This is a genomic window from Allokutzneria oryzae (assembly GCF_042429765.1).
Lineage (GTDB): Bacteria > Actinomycetota > Actinomycetes > Mycobacteriales > Pseudonocardiaceae > Allokutzneria > Allokutzneria oryzae.
The window spans coordinates 20,915-41,450 of sequence record NZ_JBHLZU010000021.1; the positions used below are offsets into that span (position 1 = coordinate 20,915).

At 69.9% G+C, this 20,536-nt stretch carries 2 protein-coding genes; both read left to right on the forward strand.

Going from position 1 to position 20,536, the window contains the following annotated elements; all coding sequences use genetic code 11:
* Nucleotides 1–10: 10 nt before the first annotated feature.
* Nucleotides 11–19,267: a non-ribosomal peptide synthase/polyketide synthase gene (locus ACFFQA_RS26505; RefSeq protein WP_377857780.1), complete on the forward strand. Its 19,257-nt coding sequence runs from the start codon at nt 11–13 to the stop codon at nt 19,265–19,267.
* Entirely contained in the window at nt 19,264–20,472 is a 1,209-nt protein-coding gene (locus ACFFQA_RS26510) for an MFS transporter (RefSeq protein WP_377857782.1), read from the forward strand. The genes ACFFQA_RS26505 and ACFFQA_RS26510 overlap by 4 nt, the downstream gene beginning before the upstream one ends.
* Nucleotides 20,473–20,536: the final 64 nt, after the last annotated feature.

Consider the following 20,536-nt stretch of genomic DNA (forward strand, 5'->3'; position numbering starts at 1 on the left):
GACCCGCACAATGTCGTCGAAGCACAGCCGCGTCTCCGCCCTGCCCGCCCACCTCCAGGAGAAGCTGAGGAAGCGGTTGGCGGGCAAGGGCAAGCGGGCCGACGTCATCCCCCAGGCCCCGCGCGACGAGCCGCTCCCGCTCTCGCTGGCACAGCAGCGGCTGTGGTTCCTGTACGAGTTCCAGCCGGAGGACAACGAGTACAACAGCGCGCTGGCCTTGCGGCTGACCGGTGAGCTGGACGTGCCGAGGCTGATCGCCGCGGTGCGGAAGCTACACGAGCGGCACGAGTCGCTGCGCACCACCTTCACCGATGCCGGCGGGCAGGCGGTCCAGGTCGTGCACCCGGCGACCGAGCTGCCGGTGCCGGTGGTGGACTGCGTCCGCGAGGACCTGGGCTCCTTGCTGGAGCGGGAGTTCTCGTGGACCTTCGACCTGCGGAACGGGCCGCTGTTCCGTGCGGTGATCGCCAGGGTCAGCGGCCAGGAGCACGTGCTGCTGCTCAGCTCGCACCACATCGTGGTGGACGGCTGGTCGATGGGTGTGCTCGCATCGGAGCTGAGCGCGCTCTACGCGGGCGGCGCCGAGCTGCCCGAGGTGACGGTGCAGTACGCCGACTTCTCGGTGTGGCAGCGCGGACGCCTGGCGTCGATGGACGAGCACCTGGACTACTGGAAGAAGCAGCTCGACGGCATCACGCCGCTGGACCTGCCGACGGACCGGCCCCGCCCCGCCGTGCGCACCTCGGCGGGCGCGGCGCACGAGTTCGTGCTCAGCGCCGAACTCACCACGAAGCTGGGCGAGCTCGCCCGCGCCAACGAGACCACGCTGTTCACCGTGCTCATGGCGGCGTGCAAGGTCCTGTTCGCCAAGTACTCCGGCCAGGACGACATCGCCGTGGGCACGGTCAGCTCCGGCCGCAACCGCCCCGAGCTCAGCGGCGTGGTCGGCTTCTTCATCAGCACCGTGGTCCTTCGGTCCACTGTGGACATGAAGAAGACGTTCGCCGAGTTCCTGCGCGAGGTCAACACCACGGCACTCGACGCGTTCGCTCACGACGAGCTTCCGTTCGACCGGCTGGTGGACGCGGTCGGAGCGGAGCGGGACGCCAGCCGCAACGCGCTCTTCGACGTGATGGTGCTGCTCCAGAACGCCCAGCGCGGGCTGCCGGAGTTCGCGGGACTGCGGGCGGAGGAGGTGAGCCTCAACCGCTGGGCGGCGAACTTCGACCTGAGCGTGGAGTTCACCGCACGAAGGGCCGCTTGCGGGTCCGAGCATCAGCAGGTCGCCGAGGTCCTCGAATGCGTCTTCGAGTACAACACCGACCTGTTCGACGCGACGACCATGCGGCGGCTGGCCACCCACCTGACCACGCTGCTCACCGACATCGTGGCAGCGCCGGAGCGCCCGGTGGGACAGCTGGCCGTGCTCGGCTCCGAGGAGCTGCACCAGGTCACCGAGGAGTGGAACGACACCGGACTTGACGTCCCTCGGACCACCTACGTCGAGCTGTTCGAGTCGCAGGTGGCGCAGCGGCCGCACGACACGGCCCTGGTCTTCGGCACGGAGGAGCTGACCTACAAGGAGCTCAACGAACGCGCGAACCGCCTGGCGCACAAGCTGATCGCCGCGGGCGCCGGGGCGGAGCGGGTCATCGCGCTGTCGCTGCCACGGTCGTTGGAGATGGTCGTGGCGATCCTCGCGGTGCTCAAGACGGGATCGGTGTACCTGCCGATCGACCCGGAACTGCCACGGGCCCGCCGCGAGGACATGATCGCCGACGCCGCACCGCTGCTCGTCGTCTCCTCGCTGTCCGAAGTGTCGGAAGTATCCGACGTATCCGAAGTGGACGGTGTGCGCGGGTTATCGGCGGCCAACCCGGGCGTGCGGATCTCACCCGACCAGGGCGCGTACATCATCTTCACCTCGGGGTCGACGGGGCGGCCCAAAGGAGTCGTCGTCGAACACCGCAACCTGGTGAACCTGCTGTTCAACCACCGCAACGACTTCGTGGCGGCGGCGGGCGGCGGGCGGTTGCGGGTGGCCCTGTCCGCGGTGTTCTCCTTCGACACCTCGTGGGAGGGCCCGGTCCTGATGGCCGACGGCCACGAGCTGCACCTCCTGGCCGACTCGACCCGCCTCGACCCGGACGCCCTGGTCACCTACGTCCGTGACCACCGGATCGACTTCCTGGACCTGACTCCCTCCTACGTCCAGCAGCTCGTCCCCGCGGGCCTGCTCAGCGGCGCGCACCGGCCGAAGGTCCTGATGCTGGGCGGGGAGGCGCTGAGCGAGTCGCTGTGGCGCGAGCTGGCCTCGGCCGAGGGCACAACGAGCTACAACTTCTACGGCCCCACCGAGGTCACGGTGGACGCCCTGTCCGCGCCGGTGACCGGTGACCGGCCGGTGGTCGGCCGCCCGCTGCGCAACCTCCAGGCGTACGTGCTGGACTCCGCGCTGCGACCGGTGCCGACCGGGGTCGCGGGCGAGCTGTACCTCGCGGGAGCCCAGGTCGCGCGCGGTTACCTCAACCGCCTCGGCCTCACGGCCTCGCGCTTCGTCGCCAACCCGTTCGGCACCGCGGGCTCGCGCATGTACGCCACTGGCGACCTGGTGCGCTGGACCGCGTCGGGCGAGCTGGAGTACCTGGGCCGCACCGACGACCAGGTCAAGATCCGCGGCTTCCGCATCGAGCTGGGCGAGATCGAGACCGCCCTGCGCACCCACCCCGCCGTCACCGAGTCGGTCGTCCTGGCGCGGGAGGACAACCCCGGCGTCAAACGCCTCGTGGCCTACGTGGTCGGCGACAGCACCGCACTGCGCGAGCACCTCAGCGTCCGGCTGCCGGAGTACATGGTCCCGGCCGCGTTCGTGGAGCTGGACGCGCTGCCGCTCACCGTGAACGGGAAGGTGGACCGTCGCGCGCTGCCCGCGCCGGAGTGGGAAGGCGACCGCGACTCCTACGTGGCTCCGCGCAACGACGTCGAAGCCGCGCTCTCCGGGATCTGGGCCGACGTGCTCTCCGTCGAGCGGGTTGGCGTCCAGGACAACTTCTTCGGTCTCGGCGGCGACTCCATCCTCAGCATTCAGGTGGTCTCGCGGGCGCGGCAGGCTGGGCTCAAGCTCGCGTCGCGGGACATCTTCCTGCATCAGACGGTCGCAGAGCTGGCCGTCGCCGTCTCCCCCGCCACCCCGGTGGCAGACACGGCGCCCGCGGTCTCGTGGCCCGCGCCGCTCACGCCGATCCAGCGCTGGTTCCTCGCCGAGCACGGTCCGATCGACCACTTCACCATGTCCGCGCTCATGGACATCGCGCCGGACGTGGACGCCGAAGCCCTTGAGCGCGCGGTGAACGCCGTCGTCCAACACCACGAAGCCCTGCGGCTCCGACTCGACGGCACTACGCAGTCCCCTGTGGACGGTGTGATCCACTTGGAGCGGGGCACGGGCATCGAGGAGGCACAGGCCGGGCTGTCCCTGTCTCATGGCCCGCTCATCAGGACTGTCCTCTTCGAGGAGTTCCCCCGCCTTTTCCTTGCTGTGCACCACTTCGCCATGGACGGCGTGTCCTGGCGCATTCTCCTCGGTGACCTGGAAACCGCGTACGAGCAGGCCCGCGCGGGCAAGCCCATCGAGCTGGAGCCGGTCGGCACCTCGTTCGGCCAGTGGGCGCACGCCCTTGCCGCGCATGTGGAGAGCGGTGCGCTGGACGACGACCTGGCCTACTGGACGAGCGTGCCGACGAGTACTCCGCTGCCCGTCGACCGAGACGGCGCGAACACCGCCGGTTCCACCCGGAGCATCTCGGTTCGGCTCAACAAAGCCGAGACGGACGCGCTGCTGCACCAGGTGCCCGGTGCGTACCGGACGCAGGTCAACGACGTGCTGCTGAGCGCACTCGGCCGGGCGCTGTCGTCGTGGACCGGGGAGGGCACCGTCGCGGTCGCCCTCGAAGGGCATGGCCGGGAGGAGATCCTCGACGGCGTCGACCTCTCCCGCACCATCGGCTGGTTCACCACGCAGTTCCCGGTCGCGCTCAGCATGCCGACCGAGGACTGGGGCACCGTCCTCAAGTCCGTCAAGGAGCAGCTCCGCGCCGTCCCGCACCGCGGCCTCAGCTACGAGGCCCTGCGCTACCTCAAGCCCGGCAGCGGGTTGGACGAGCACGTGCTGCCCGGCGTGAGCTTCAACTACCACGGCCAGTTCGACGTGGCCCAGAGCTCCAACGGGCTCTACCGGGCGCGGCACGGGGCCGTCGGCCAGGACCTCTCGCCGACCGAGACCCGCACGTACCTGCTCGACGTCGCCGGAGTGGTCGAGAACGGCGAGCTGGAGCTGACCTGGATCTACTCGGAGAACGTGCACGACGAGCGCACCGTGCGCCGGGTCGCCGAGCAGACGATGTCCGCCCTCCGCGAGATCGTCGTCCACTGTGGACGACCGGGCAGCGGTGGGCGCACGCCGTCGGACTTCCCGCTGGCGAGGCTCTCCCAGTCCCAGGTCGACCTCGTCGCGGGCAACGGGAACAACATCGAGGACATCTACCCGCTGACGCCGTTGCAGGCGGGCATGCTGTTCCACAGCCTCGTCGACGCCGACTCGGGCGTGTACGTGGACCAGATCCGGCTGACACTGGACGGTGTACGGGACCCGAACGCGCTCGCCGAGGCGTGGCAACGCGTCGTGGACCGCAATCCGATCCTGCGCAGCGGCGTGGTCTGGGACGGCGTCGACGAGCCGGTTCAGGTCGTCCGCCGCGACATCACCCTGCCGGTCAAGCACTTCGACTGGCGCGAACTGTCCGAAGAGGACCGTGACCGCGAACTGGAGCGGGTGCTCACCGAGGACCGCGCCGAGGGCATGGACCTCACCGGCGAGGTGCTGATGCGGGTGGCGATCGCTCGCTACACCGACGACCGCGTGCTGTTGGTCTGGTCCTCGCACCACGTGCTGCTGGACGGCTGGAGCACCGCGCAGGTTTTCGGCGAGGTGTGCGACATCTACGCGGGGGTGACGGCTCCCGTTGTGCGGCGGCCGTTCCGCGACTACCTGCGGTGGCTCGGCGCACAGGACACCGCGCGGGCGGAGGAGCACTGGCGGCGGGTGTTGTCCGGCTTCGAGTCCCCGACGCCGCTACCCTTCGACCGCCAGCCCACCGAAGCACATCGCGCCGAGGGAACCGAGGCCGTCCGTGTCTCCCTGTCGCTTGAGGAGTCGGCCGAACTGCGCCGGATGGCGCAGCACAACGGCCTCACCGTGAACACCGTGGTGTCCGGCGCGTGGGCGCTGCTGCTGTCCCGGTGTAGCGGCGAGTCGGACGTGACGTTCGGCAGCACCGTCTCCGGCCGCCCGGATGAGCTTCTCGGTGTCGAGTCCATGGTCGGCATGTTCATCAACACCGTCCCGACACGGACCACTGTGGACAGTCGGCGCGACACCGCTGAATGGCTTCGCGAGCTTCAGACCGCGCAGAGCGAGTCCCGCCGGTTCGACTTCGTGTCCCTGGCGCAACTCCAGGGATATGTCGGCGGAACGACGCTGTTCGACAGCGTGCTGGTCTTCGAGAACTACCCCTTCGACGACACGTCGGGCGGTGACGGGGTGCGGGTGGCTGGCGTCGCCGCGCTGGACACCACGAACCTGCCGCTGACACTGACCGCGCATCTGGTCGATCGGTTGAACTTCGACCTGGCTTACGATCCCCGGCTCTTCGACGCGGTGACGGCGGAGCGGATCGCCGAGTGGTTGCGCGTGCTGCTGCGCGAGATCGCCAGCGGTGCGAACCGCCCGCTGGCCGAGCTGAACTGGCTCACCGAGGACGAACGCCACCGCGTGGTGACGGAGTGGAACGACACCGCCCTGGAGACCCCGGCGGTGTTGTTCCCGGAGGCGTTCGAGCACCAGGCCGCGCGGACGCCGGACGCCACCGCCGTGGTGTTCCAGGCGGAGAAGCTGACCTACGCCGAGGTCAACGAACGCGCGAACCGCCTGGCGCACAAGCTGATCGCGGCCGGAGTCGGCCCGGAGCAGGTTGTCGGCCTGAAGCTCCCCCGCTCCGCTGACATGATCATCGGTATCCTGGGCGTGCTCAAGGCGGGCGCGGCGCACCTGCCGATCGACCGCGAGCTCCCCGCCGAGCGGGTGGAGTTCCTGCTCGCCGACGCCGCACCGGCTCTGGTGCTGTCCGAGCTACCGCCGCTGGCGGACCAGCCGACCACCAACCCCGGCGTGACCGTGCGGCCGGAGAACGCCGCGTACGTCATCTACACCTCGGGATCGACCGGCAGGCCCAAGGGTGTCGTGGTCTCCCACCACAACCTGGCGACGCTGTTCCACGGTCACGTGCACGACCTGATCACGCCGCTGGCGGAGTCCGGCCGGGTCAAGGCCGCCGTCACCGCCGTGTTCTCCTTCGACACGTCGTGGGAGGGCCCGATCTTCCTCGCGGCGGGCCAGGAACTGCACGTGATCGACGACGAGCTGCGGTTGGACCCGCCCGCGCTGGTCCGCTACGTCGCCGAGCACGGCATCCACTTCATGGACCTCACCCCGTCGTACGCGCAACAGCTGATCGCGGCCGGGCTGCTCGACACGGGTCTGCGCGCCCTGATGCTCGGCGGCGAGGCGACGGGCGAAGCACTGTGGCGGGACGTCCGGGAGTCGAACGTCATCGGCTACAACTACTACGGCCCCACTGAGACCACAGTGGACGCTGTCTGCACGAAGATGGCCGACAGCGACCGCCCGGTGATCGGCGCACCGGTCCGCAACCTTCGCGCCTACGTGCTGGACGCCTCGCTGCGGCCGGTTCCGCCCAGGGTTCCGGGTGAGCTGTACCTGGCGGGCGACCAGGTCGCACGCGGCTACCTCAACCGCCCCGGCCTCACGGCCTCGCGCTTCGTCGCCAACCCGTTCGACGCGCCGGGCTCGCGCATGTACGCCACGGGTGACCGAGTCCGCTGGACCTCGGCCGGAGTGCTGGAGTACCTGGGCCGTAACGACGACCAGGTCAAGATCCGCGGCTTCCGCATCGAACTCGGCGAGATCGAAGCGGCGCTCACGGCGATCCCCACGGTGACCCAGGCCGCGGTCATCGCCCGCGAGGACGCACCAGGCATCAAGCGCCTCGTCGCCTACGTGGTCGGTGACAGCGCTGGACTGCGCGAACACGTCTCGAAGTCACTGCCGGAGTACATGGTGCCCAGCGCGTTCGTCGTGCTCGACGAGCTGCCGTTGAGCGCCAGTGGCAAGCTCGACCGCCGGGCGCTGCCCGCGCCTGACCTCAGCTCCGACGACACCGCCCACGTCGCTCCCCGCAACGAGACCGAACAGGTCATCGCCGACGCTTGGGCCGAGGTCCTCGGTGTGCGGCGGGTCGGGGCGGAGGACAACTTCTTCGCTCTCGGCGGCGACTCGATCCTGAGCATCCGGGTCATCTCCAAGCTGCGCGCGGCCTTCGACGTGCACCTGTCGCCGCGTGCGGTGTTCCGCAACCCCACGGTCGCAGGGCTGGCCGCCGCGCTGCCGAAGGCCAAGGCCGCGGTCATCCCCACCGTGGCCCGTGCCGAGGACGGTGCGGCGCGGCAGTCCTTCGCGCAGCAGCGTCTGTGGTTCCTCGACCAGTTCGAGCCGGACAGCACCGAGTACATCACCCCGACCGCGCTCCGGTTGCGGGGCAAGCTCGACGTGGACGCGCTCAACCGGGCTCTCACCGAGCTGGTCATCAGGCACGAGTCGCTGCGCACCGTCTTCGACGAGGGCGTCCAGATCGTGCGTCGCCCCTTCGAGATCCGAGTCCCGGTGCAGGACATCACCGCCGACCAGCTCGACGGGATTCTCACCGAGGAGAACAGCACTCCGTTCGACCTGCGCCGGGGACCGCTGATCCGGACGCGGTTGCTGCGGCTGTCCGAGGACGAGCACGTGCTGCTCGTCGTGCTGCACCACATCATCACTGACGGCTGGTCAACGGCAGTGCTCACCGATGAGCTCAGCACGTTGTACGCGGGCGGTGAGCTTCCCGAGCTGCCGTTGCAGTACGTCGACTTCGCGCAGTGGCAGCGGGACCAGCTCTCCGCTCCCGTGCTCGCCGACCAGCTCGGTTACTGGAAGCAGCAGCTGACCGGCGTCGAACCGCTTGACCTGCCCACTGATCACGCACGGCCGGCGGTTCGCGGCGCGGCGGGCGCGATGTACGAGTTCTCCGTGCCCGCGAAGGTCCTGTCCAGGCTCAAGGGGCTGGGCAATGCGCAGGACGGCACGCTGTTCATGACGCTGCTCGCCGCGTGCAAGGTGTTGTTCGCGCGCTACTCCGGCCAGGACGACATCGCCGTCGGCACCGTGGCGTCCGGCCGCGAGCGCGCCGAGCTCGAACGCGTCATCGGCTTCTTCGTCAACACACTGGTTCTTCGGTCCACTGTGGACCTGCGCAGGACGTTCACCGAGTTCCTCGGCGACGTGCGGCGGACGACGCTGGAGTCCTTCGCCCGGCAGGACGTCCCGTTCGAGCGGGTGGTGGACGCGCTGCGACCCGACCGCGACCCGAGCCGCAACCCGCTGTTCGACGTCATGGTGATCCTCCAGAACACCGCGAGCGAGGTACCCGCCCTCGCGGGCATGGAGGTCTCCGAGGTCCAGCTGCCGGTGGTCACCTCCACCTGCGACATCACCGTGGAGTTCCAGGAGTCCGGCGACGCGCTCCTCGGCGCCTTCGAGTACAGCACAGAGCTGTTCGACGAGAGCACCATCGCCCGCCTCGCCGAGCACCTCGTCGTGCTGCTGACCGGGATCGCCACCGATCCGAACCGGGCACTGTCCTCGTTGCCGCTGATCACCGAGGCCGAGCGCGAACTGGTGCTCACGGGCTGGAACGACACCGTGCTCGACGTTCCCCGGTCGACCTTCCCCGCGATGTTCCAGGCCCAGGCCGCACGGACACCCGATGCGACGGCGCTGGTGTTCGAGGATCGCCGCCACACCTTCGCGGAGCTGGACGAGCAGGCGAACCGCTTGGCGCACGCGCTGATCGCCGAGGGTGCGGGACCAGAGCGGATCGTCGCGCTGAAGCTGCCGAGGTCGGCGGAGATGGTGATCGCGATCCTCGCCGTGCAGAAGGCGGGCGCGGCCTACCTCCCGATCGACCCGCAGCTGCCCGCGGAGCGCGTGGAGTTCATGCTCTCCGACGCCAAACCCACCCTGGTGCTCACCGAGCTTCCCTCCACTGTGGACCAGCCAGCCACCGCGCCGGAGGTCGGCCTGCTCCCCGAGCACGCCGCGTACGTCATCTACACCTCGGGCTCGACCGGCAAGCCCAAGGGTGTCGTGGTCACACATGACGGGCTGGTGAACCTGCTCGTCAGCCACCGCAACGACTTCGTGGCCGACACCGGCGGGGATCGCCTCCGGGTGGCGTTGTCCGCGGTGTTCTCCTTCGACACCTCGCTCGAAGGGCTGGTGCTGCTGGCCGACGGCCACGAGCTGCACCTGATCTCCGACACTGTCCGGATGGAACCGCACCTGTTCGTCGAGTACGTCCAGGAGCACCGGATCGACTTCCTCGACCTCACCTCCTCCTACGCGCAGCAGCTGATCCCGGCGGGCCTGCTCTCCGGCCCGCACCGGCCCAGGGTGCTCTCCCTTGGCGGAGAGGCGGTCAGCGAGCCGCTGTGGCGCGAGCTGGCGTCCTTCAAGGACACCGCGACCTACAACTACTACGGCCCCACCGAGGTCACCGTCGACTCGGTGTCCTGTCCGGCCCGCGACTTCGAACGCCCGATGATCGGACGACCGCTGCGCAACCTCCAGGCGTACGTGCTGGACTCCGGGCTGCGCCCAGCGCCGATCGGGGTGCCGGGTGAGCTGTACCTCGCGGGTGTCCAGCTCGCGCGCGGCTACCTGGACCGTCCGGGCCTGACCGCCGACCGGTTCACGGCCAACCCGTTCGGCGAGCCCGGCTCGCGCATGTACCGCACCGGCGACCGCGTCCGCTGGACGTCGTCGGGGGTGTTGGAGTACCTCGGTCGCACCGACGACCAGGTCAAGATCCGCGGCTTCCGGATCGAGCTGGGCGAGATCGAGGCCGCGCTGCTCGCCCACCCCGGCGTCACCCACGCGGCCGTGGCGGCGCGCGGGAACCGGCTGGTGGCCTACGTGGTCGGCGACAGCGGTGACCTCCGCGAACACCTCGCGAGGTCGCTGCCGGAGTACATGGTGCCCAGCGCGTTCGTCGAGCTGGACGAGATGCCGCTGACGCCGAGCGGCAAGGTGAACCGGCGCGCGCTTCCCGACGTCGACGTCCAGGCTGACAACGCGGGCAGCTACGTCGAACCCAGGGCGGGCGTCGAGGCGCAGCTGGCCGCGATCTGGTCGGAGGTCCTCGGTGTGCGGCGGGTCGGGGCGCGGGACAACTTCTTCGGTCTCGGCGGCGACTCCATCCTGAGCATGCAGGTGGTGTCGCGGGCACGGCAGGCCGGGCTGCGGCTCACCTCGAAGGACATCTTCCTCCGGCAGACCGTGGCCGAGCTGGCCGTCGGCGTCACCCCGGAGGTGGTGGCCGAGCGGGTCGAGGATGAGCCGACCGGGCCGGTCCCGCTGACGCCGATCCAGCGGTGGTTCTTCGCCACCCAGGACCACGACAAGCACTACACGATGTCGATGTTCCTGGACCTGGCTCCGGACCTGGACGAGGACGCGCTGCGAACCTCGTTCGAAGCGCTCGTCCAGCACCACGAAGCACTGCGCAGCAGGTTCACCGCGCGGACCCAGGACGTCGTGGCGGACTGCGACGTGCTGCGCGTGGTGTCCACCGACGACCTCGACGCCGCCGCATACGAAGCCCAGTCCACTCTGGACGTCCATAATGGACCCGTCATCCGAGCGGTCCTGTTCCGCGAACCGGCGCCCCGATTGTTCATTGCGGCGCACCACCTCGTGGTCGACGGTGTCTCCTGGCGCATCCTGCTGGAGGACCTTGAGGTGGCCTACGCACAGGCGATCGAGGGTAAGCCGATCGACCTGGGCGTCAAGAGCACGAGCTTCCGGTCCTGGGCCAGGAGCCTGACCGAGTACGTCCACAGTGGACTCCTTGATGACGCGCTCCCCTACTGGACGGCGCTGCCGACGCCAGGGCCGCTCCCGGTTGACCACAGCGGTGGTAACACCGTCGGCTCCGCGCGCAGCGTCTCGGTGAGCCTCACCAGGGACGAGACCGAGGCGTTGCTGCACGGCGTTCCCGGGGTGTACCGCACACAGGTCAACGACGTGCTGCTCAGCGCGCTCGGCCGAGTCGTGGCCGACTGGACCGGGCAGGACACCGCGCTGGTAGCCCTGGAAGGGCACGGCCGCGAGGAGATCGTCGACGGCGTCGACCTCTCCCGCACCATCGGCTGGTTCACCAGCCAGTTCCCCTTGGCCCTCACCGTCGGCGACCGGGACTGGGGCGCCACTCTGAAGTCCGTCAAGGAGCAGCTGCGCGCGGTTCCGCACCGCGGCCTGAGCTTCGAGGCGTTGCGCTACCTCAAGGCCGACAGCGGTCTTGACGAGCACACGCTGCCGGAGATCTGCTTCAACTACCACGGCAGCTTCGACATCGGCGGAGCCGAGACCAGCGGCCTGATCCGCGGTCGTGGCGCGGAGATCGGGCAGAACCAGCCCGACGACGCCACCCGGGGCCACCTGCTCGACATCACCGGTGGCGTCGAGGGCGGGGTGCTCCAGCTCGACTGGGAGTACTCCACCGAGATCCACGACGAGGCGACCGTGCGGCGGCTGGCCGAGGCCATGACTCAGGCGCTGCGCGAGATCATCGAGCACTGCGCCCAGCCGGGAGCCGGTGGCCGAACGCCGTCGGACTTCCCGCTGGCGAAGCTCACCCAGGAGCAGGTCGACGCGATCGGCGACGTGGAGGACGTCTACCCGCTGACGCCGTTGCAGGCGGGAATGTTGTTCCACAGCCTGGTGGACACCGACACGACCGCGTACTTCAACCAGACCCGGATGCGGCTGTCCGGCGTCCGCGACCCGCACGCGCTGGGCGAGGCGTGGCAGCGCGTCGTCGACCGGACTCCGATCCTGCGGACCGCCGTGGTGTGGGAAGGCGTGGACGAGCCGCTCCAGGTCGTGCACGGCGACGTGACGCTGCCGATCACCTACGCGGACGTGACCGCCGAGACCGTCGCCGCCGATCGTGCGGCCGGGATGGACATGACCGTCGCTCCGCTGATGCGCCTGACCATCGGGCGCGTGTCGGACGACGAGGTCGATCTGCTGTGGACCTCGCACCACATCCTGCTCGACGGCTGGAGCACGTCGCAGGTCTTCGGCGAGGTCATCGAGGAGTACGCGGGTTTCGTCACCGGCAAGCCGCCCGTCGTCGAGGCGCGCAGGCCGTTCAGCGACTACCTCCGCTGGCTCGGCGAGCAGTCCCCGAACGCGGCCGACGAGCACTGGCGCGGGGTGCTCGCGGGCTTCGAGACGCCGACGCCCCTGCCGTTCGACCGCGCCCCGGTGGACGCCCACCGCGCGGAGTCGTCGGCGTCGGTGACGCTGGCGGTCCCCGCCGACAAGCTCAACGCGGTCGCCCGCTCCGGCGGCTTGACCGTGAACACTGTGGTGCAGGGCGCATGGGCCTTGCTGTTGGCGCGCTACAGCGGCGAGTCGGACGTGGTGTTCGGCACGACGGTCTCCGGCCGTCCGGCCGAGCTGCCCGGTGTCGAGTCCATGGTCGGCATGTTCATCAACACCGTCCCCGCGCGGGTTCAGGTGCGAGACGACGAGGACACGCTCACCTGGCTGCGGGCGTTGCAGGTGGAGCAGAGCGATTCGCGCCGGTTCGACTTCGTCTCGCTGACGCAGTTGCAGAGCCTGGTCGGTGGATCGCGGTTGTTCGACAGCATGCTGGCGTTCGAGAACTACCCGATGGGCGACGACACCCTCGAAGGCGCGCCGAAGCTCGGGCAGGCCGAGGGGTTGGACACCACCAACTTCCCGCTCAGCGTCGCGGCCTACCTGGACGACGACAACCCGGTGCTGCGCGTGGAGCTGGCCTACGACCCGAGGCTGTTCGACGACTCCACTATGGACACTCTGGCAGCGCGACTCGAACTGCTGCTGACCGGTATCGCGGAGAACCCGAGCCGCACCATCGGCGAACTGCCGTGGATGTCAGCAGAGGAACGCGACCGGGTGCTCGTCGAGTGGAACTCCACGGCGCACGACGTGGCCCCGGCGACGTTCCCGGAACTGTTCCGCGCCCAGGTCGAGCGGACCCCGTCGGCCGTCGCGGTGGACAGCACCGAGGAGTCACTGTCCTATTCGGACCTCAATGCTCGCGCGAACCGACTGGCGCACAAGCTGATCGAACTCGGCGCCCGGCCGGAGACGGTCATCGCTCTGGCATTGCCGCGTTCGGTGGACATCATCGTCGCGCAGCTCGCGGTGCTGAAGACCGGCGCGGCGTACGTGCCGATCGACCCCGCGTACCCGGCCGAGCGCATCGCGTTCATGCTGGAGGACTCGCGCCCGCTGGTGGTCCTGACTCGGCGGGACCTGGTCGGTGCACTGCCGGACTCGGCGAACGCGCTGCTCATGGACACCGTGTCGGACAACGCCACTGACCCGGTCGTCGAGCTGCGCCCCGAGAACGCGGCGTACGTCATCTACACCTCCGGTTCCACCGGCCGCCCCAAGGGTGTCGTGGTCCCGCACGCCGGCCTGGCGAGTTTCGCCTCCGCCGAGGTGGACCACTTCCAGGTCAACGCGGGCGACCGCGTGCTGGAGTTCTCCTCGCCGAGCTTCGACGCCTCGGTGCTGGAGCTGTGCATGGCGCTCACCGCCGGTGCGGCCCTGGTCGTCCCACCGCCCGGCCCACTGCTCGGCGACCAGCTCGCGGCAGTGGTCACCGAGCGCGGTGTGACGCACGCGCTGGTCCCGCCGGTCGCACTGGCCACAGTGGATGCTTCGCTGCCCGGCCTGCGGACGCTGGTGGTCGGTGGTGACGCGTGCTCCGCCGACCTGGTCGCGAAGTGGGCCCCGAACCGCAGGATGATCAACGCGTACGGCCCGACCGAGGCCACGGTGGTCTCCACGTGGAGCCGGGCGTTGGTTCCTGGCGAGGCCCTGACCATCGGCGGTCCGATCCGGAACACTCAGGCGTACGTGCTCGACCGTGCCCTTCGCCCGGTTCCCCCCGGTGTCGCGGGCGAGCTGTACGTCGCGGGCGTTGGCCTGGCACGCGGCTACCTGGACCGTCCCGGCTTGACCGCTTCGCGCTTCATCGCCAACCCGTTCGGCGCACCCGGCTCCCGGATGTACCGGACCGGCGACGTCGTGCGGTGGACCGCCTCCGGTGAGCTGGAGTTCGTCGGCCGCGCGGACGAACAGGTCAAGATCCGCGGCTTCCGCGTCGAGCTCGGCGAGATCGAAGCCGCGCTCCTCGACCACCCATCGGTCCGGCAGGCCGCCGTCATCGCCCGCGAGGACAACCCCGGCGTCAAGCGCCTCGTCGCCTACGTGGTCGGCGACAGCTCCGCGCTGCGCGACCACCTCAGCGTCCGAGTGCCGGACTACATGGTCCCGGCCGCGTTCGTGGAGCTGAACGCGCTGCCGCTGACCACGAACGGCAAGCTGGACCGCAAGGCCCTGCCCGCGCCGGAGTGGGAACCGGCCGAGTCTTCCATCGCCCCGCGCACCGATGACGAGCGGACGATGGCCGGGATCTGGGCCGACGTCCTGGGCACGAGTGTCGGCGCCGAGGACAACTTCTTCGCCCTCGGCGGCGACTCCATCCTCAGCATTCGTGTCACCTCGCGGGTCCGAGCGGCCTTCGGCGTGGAGATCTCCCCTCGGGAGCTGTTCACCAACCCCACGGTCGCCGCGCTCACCGCCGCGATCACCGGCGAGCAGCCAACCGAGGCGGTCCCGGTAGTCCCGCGCGACGGCTCCGAGCTGCCACTTTCCTTTGCCCAGCAACGGTTGTGGTTCCTCAATGAATTCGAGCCCGACAGCACCGAGTACCTGACGCCGCTCGCCGTGCGCCTGCGCGGCGACCTCGACGTGGACGCGCTCAGCAGTGCCATGACCGCGCTCGTCGCCCGCCACGAGGCGCTCCGGACGACCTTCGAGTCCGTGGACGGCCGAGGCGTGCAGCGCGTCAGTCCACCGCAACCCGTCCGAGTCCCCGTGGTGGACACCGATGACCTGGACGCGGCGCTGGCCGAGGAGGCCACCAAGGCCTTCGACCTCGCCACCGGGCCGTTGTTGCGGGCCGTGCTGTTCCGGGTTTCCCCCCAGGAGCACGTGCTCTCGCTGTGCATGCACCACATCGTCACGGATGGCTGGTCCGGCGGCGTGATCATGGCTGACCTCAGCGAGTTCTACCGGGCCGAGGTGCTGGGCGTGCCCGCCGAGCTGCCGGAGCTTCCCGTGCAGTACGCGGATTTCGCGACCTGGCAGCGCGGGCGCACTGACGTGCTGGACACGCAGCTCGGCTACTGGCGGCGGCACCTGGGCGGCGTCGCGCCGCTGGAGCTGCCGACCGACCGGCCTCGGCCCGCCGTGCACACCACCAACGGCGCCAACGTCGAGTTCGCCGTGCCGGCAGAGGTGGCGGACCGGCTCCGCGAGCTGGCGCGGGCGCAGGACGGCACCCTGTTCATGGCGCTCGTCGCGGCGTGCAAGGTGCTGTTCCACCGCTGGTCCGGTCAGGACGACATCGCGGTCGGCACAGTCGCCTCCGGACGGGAGCGGGCGGAGCTGGAGCGGCTGGTCGGCTTCTTCGTGAACACCATCACGTTGAGGTCCACAGTGGACAGCTCGCGGACGTTCACCGACTTCCTCCGCGACGTGCGGGGGACGGTGCTCAGCGCGTTCGCCAACCAGGACGTGCCGTTCGAACGCGTCGTGGACGCGGTGCAGCCCGACCGCGACACCAGCAGGACACCGCTGTTCCAGGTGATGGTGGTGCTGCAGAACCTGCCGGGCCACGCCGAAGGGCTGACCGGCCTGGTGGCGGAGGACGTCGAGCTGCCCGTCACCTCGGCGAGCTTCGACCTGACGGTGGAGTTCTACGAGCCGGCGGACGGCGACCTCACCGGTGTGATCAACTACAACACCGACCTGTTCGACGCGGGCACGGCCCAGCGGTTGTCCGACCAGCTCTCGGTTGTCCTGCGCGGTGTCGCCGCCGACCCCGAGCGCCCGCTGTCGCGGCTCCCGGTGCTCACCGAGGCGGAACGACGCCTGGTCGTCGAGACGTGGAACGACACCGCACGGGAGGTCCCGGGGGCGACGTTCGCGGAGATGGTCGAAGCACAGGTCGCGAGGACTCCGGACGCACCCGCCCTGGTGTTCGACGGCGGAGCGGTGAGCTACGCGGAGCTGAACGCACGCGCCAACCAGCTCGCCAGGCTGCTGGTCGAGCGCGGGGCCGGTCCGGAGCGGATCGTGGCGGTGTCGTTGCCCCGCTCGGTGGAGATCATCGTCGCGGAGCTGGCGGTCGCGAAGTCCGGCGCGGCGTTCCTGCCCGTCGACCCGGCGTACCCGGCTGAGCGGATCGAGTTCATGCTCGCCGACGCCAAGCCGGTCTTCGTGCTGGACGACCCGTCCATCGACGCGTCCACAATGGACTCCTCGAACGTCACGGACGAGGACCGCATCGCGCCGCTGCGCGTGGAGAACGCCGCGTACGTGATCTACACGTCCGGTTCCACTGGCCGCCCCAAGGGCGTCGTGGTCTCGCACTCCGGCCTGGCGAGCTTCTCGGCGGCCGAGGTGGAGCGCTTCGACGTCCGGCCGGGCGACCGCGTCCTGGAGTTCTCCTCGCCGAGCTTCGACGCGTCCGTGCTGGAGCTGTGCATGTCGCTCCCAGCCGGTGCCGCGCTCGTCGTCCCGCCGCCCGGTCCACTTCTGGGCGACCAGCTCGCCGAGGTGATCAACGCGCACGGGGTGACCCACGCGCTGATCCCGCCGGTGGCCATGGCCACGGTGCCGGACGTCGAGCTGCCGACCTTCCGCACCCTGGTGGTCGGCGGCGACGCGTGCTCCGCCGAGCTGGTCGCGAAGTGGGCCCCGGGCCGCCGCATGATCAACGCATACGGCCCCACCGAGTCCACAGTGGTCACAACGTGGAGCGATCCCCTCGTTCCGGGCACGGTCCCGCCGATCGGCCACCCGATCCCCAACACCCGGGTGTACGTGCTGGACAACGCGTTGTGCCCGGTACCGATCGGGGTCTCCGGTGAGCTGTACGTGGCCGGAGACGGTCTGGCGCGCGGCTACCTCGACCGTCCGGGGCTGACCGCCTCGCGCTTCGTCGCCAGCCCGTTCGGCGAACCCGGCTCACGGATGTACCGCACGGGCGACGTGGTCCGCTGGACACCGGCCGGTGAGCTGGAGTTCGTCGGCCGCGCGGACGAACAGGTCAAGATCCGCGGCTTCCGCATCGAGCTCGGCGAGATCGAGGCGGAGCTGCTGTCCCACCCGTCGGTCAGCCAGGTGTCGGTCATCGCCCGCGAGGACGCCAACGGCGTGAAGCGCCTCGTCGCCTACGTGGTCGGTGACAGCACCGTCGACGCCGCGGAGCTACGGGAGCACCTCGGCGCGCGGGTGCCGGAGTACATGGTGCCCAGCGCTTTCGTGGAGCTGGACGCGATCCCGATGAGCCCCAACGGGAAGGTGGACCGCAAGGCACTGCCGGAGCCGGATCTCAGCGCCGCGCTCGCCGCACGGTACGTGGCGCCCGGCTCTCCCGTGGAGACCACGCTCACCGAGATCTGGGCCGATGTGCTCGGGCTGGACCGGGTCGGCGTTGAGGACAACTTCTTCGCACTCGGCGGCGACTCCATCCTCAGCATCCAGGTCTCGGCCAGGGCGCGTCAGGCGGGGCTGCGGCTGGCCACCAAGGAGCTGTTCCTGCACCAGACGATCAGCGCGCTCGCGCCGCACGTCGCGGTGGTCGAGGAGAACCCCGCCGACCGCGCCGCGGTGGTGGGCGAGGTCCCGCTGACCCCGATCCAGCACTGGTTCTTCGAGTCCGGACGGACGAACCCGCACCACTTCAACCAGTCGCACCTGGTGGAGCTCACCGGGCCGCCCGACCACAGCGCGCTGAGGGCCGCGCTGAACGCGCTGCTGGCGCAGCACGACGCGCTGCGCATGCGGTTCGAGCAGCGTGACGGCCGGTGGCACCAGTACAACGCGGACATCAACGAGGTCGATGCGCTGACTGTGTCCACAGTGGACTCGGAAGCGGCGATGGAACTCATCGCCGACGAGGTGCACGCCAGTCTCGACCTCACCACCGGACCGTTGCTCAGGGCGGTGTTGTTCGAACGCGGTGCCGAGCGGCCGTACCTATTCCTCGTCGCGCACCACCTCGTCGTGGACGGCGTGTCGTGGCGAATCCTCCTCGACGACCTTGACACCGGCTACCACCAGGCACTTCGTGGCGACAAGATCGACCTGGGCGGCAAGACCACGTCGTTCCGCGACTGGTCGCACCGGCTCACCGCTTTCGTCGCCGAGGGTGGTCTCGACCACGAGCGCGACTACTGGGCATCAGCCATGGACGCACCGGAGCTGCCGGGCGGGAACGTCGAACCCACGCCGGGCACCGAAGCGCGCTCGGTTCCCGTTCTGCTCAGCGCCGAGGACACCGACGCGCTGCTGCGGGGCGCTCCGACCGCCTACCGGACGCGGATCAACGACGTCCTGCTCGCCGCACTGGCGTGGGCGCTGTCGCGGTGGACCGGCCAGGAGCGGGTTTCCGTTGCCCTGGAGGGACATGGCCGCGAGGACGTGCTCGACGACGTGGACCTGACGCGCACCGTCGGCTGGTTCACCACGATGTTCCCGGTCGCGCTGACCGTCTCCGACGGCGGCTGGCGGGACCTGGTCAAGTCCGTGCGCAAGCAGCTGAGGAAGCTGCCGGCCAACGGGTTCGGCTTCGGCGCGTTGCGCTACCTCGGCGGCCTGCCGGAGAGCGGGGCGGGTCCGCGGATCTCGTTCAACTACCTCGGGCAGTTCGACTCCCGCGCCCAGGACGCCGAGCACAGCCTGTACCTGGCGGCGCGCCCGTCCATCGGCGCCGACCACGATCCGCGCGACCGCGGTCCGCACCTCGTCGACGTTGTCGGTGAGGTCGGCGACGGAGTGCTCGGGTTCTCCTGGTACTACCACCCCGACGTGCACGACACCGCGGTGATCGAGGCGGTCGCCGCCGACTTCGCCGACGCGCTGCGCGGCATCGCCGAGGATTGCCGAGGTTCGAAGTGACCAAGACGGTTCCGTTGTCCCGGAACAGGAACTACACGATCCTGTGGACGAGCCAGGCGCTCGCGGAGGTCGGCTTCAGCGCCACCTCCTTCGCGTTCCCGTTGCTGGCACTGGTGATCACCGGTTCCCCCGCCGTCGCGGGCGCGATCATGGCGGTGGAGTCGCTGGCCCAGGTCCTCGTCGGGCTGCCCGCGGGCGCGCTGGTCGACCGGTGGGACCGCAGGAGGGTCATGGTGTGGTGCGAGGCGGCCCAGGTGCTCTCGCTGGGCAGCCTGGTCGCGGCGCTGGTCTGGGACGCTGTGACGGTCCCGCACATGATCGTGGTCGCCGCGGTGATGGGCGTGTGCCGGGCGTTGTTCGAGCCCGCGGAAGACGCCACCCTGCCCAACCTGGTGCCGGAGAGCCAGCTCGCCACGGCGGTCGGCCTCAACGCCGCCCGCACCGCGCTGGGCGACGCGGGCGGCAAGGCGATCGGCGGCGTCCTGTACGGCGTCAGCAGGACCCTGCCGTTCCTGCTGGACATGATCACCCACCTCGTCGGCTTCGTCGCGCTGCTGTTCCTGCGGGTTCCCCGGCGCGAGCCGGTCGAGCGCGCCGACCCGCCGCACCTGGGCCGCGAGATCGGCGAAGGGCTGCGATGGGTGTGGCAGCGCAAGGAGATCCGCGTGACGACGCTCTGCGCGGCCGTGCTGAACATGTTCTTCGCGGGCTTCTACCTCGTGGTGCTGGTGCTGGCAGAGGGCAAGGGAGTCCCCGCGGGCGAGATGGGTTTCATGGCCGCGATGCTCGGGGTCGGCGGCGTCGCGGGCTCGCTGCTCGCGCCGTGGCTGTGCGAGAAGCTCAGCCCGTACCTGTCGATCGTCGGCGTGTTCTGGGGCGTGAGCCTGCTGACACCGCTGACGTTGTTGTTCGACAACGGCTATCTGATCGGTGTCCTCTTCGGACTGATGGCGCTGCTGGCGCCGACGGCGAACACCACGATCACCACGCACCAGCTGCTGGTCACCCCGGACGAGCTGCGCGGAAGGCTGGGCAGCGTGCTCACCCTCGTCGTCGGCGCGGCGTTCGGCCTCGGCTCCCTGCTGGGCGGCCAGCTCTCCTCGGCGCTGCCGCCGGCCGAGGCGGTCCTGGCGTGCACGGCGGGCATCGCCCTGGTCACCCTGCTCGTCACACTCAACCCAACCCTGCGCCACTACCCCCGCTAACCCGGCCATTCGCGGGCTTATGGACCTTCGCGAGCGCGCTCAGAGGTCCATAAGCCCGCGAATG

Excerpts from the sequence above, each read along its gene's own strand:
- ACFFQA_RS26505 (WP_377857780.1), top strand. The coding sequence starts at position 11 with ATGTCGTCGAAGCACAGCCGCGTCTCCGCCCTGCCCGCCCACCTCCAG.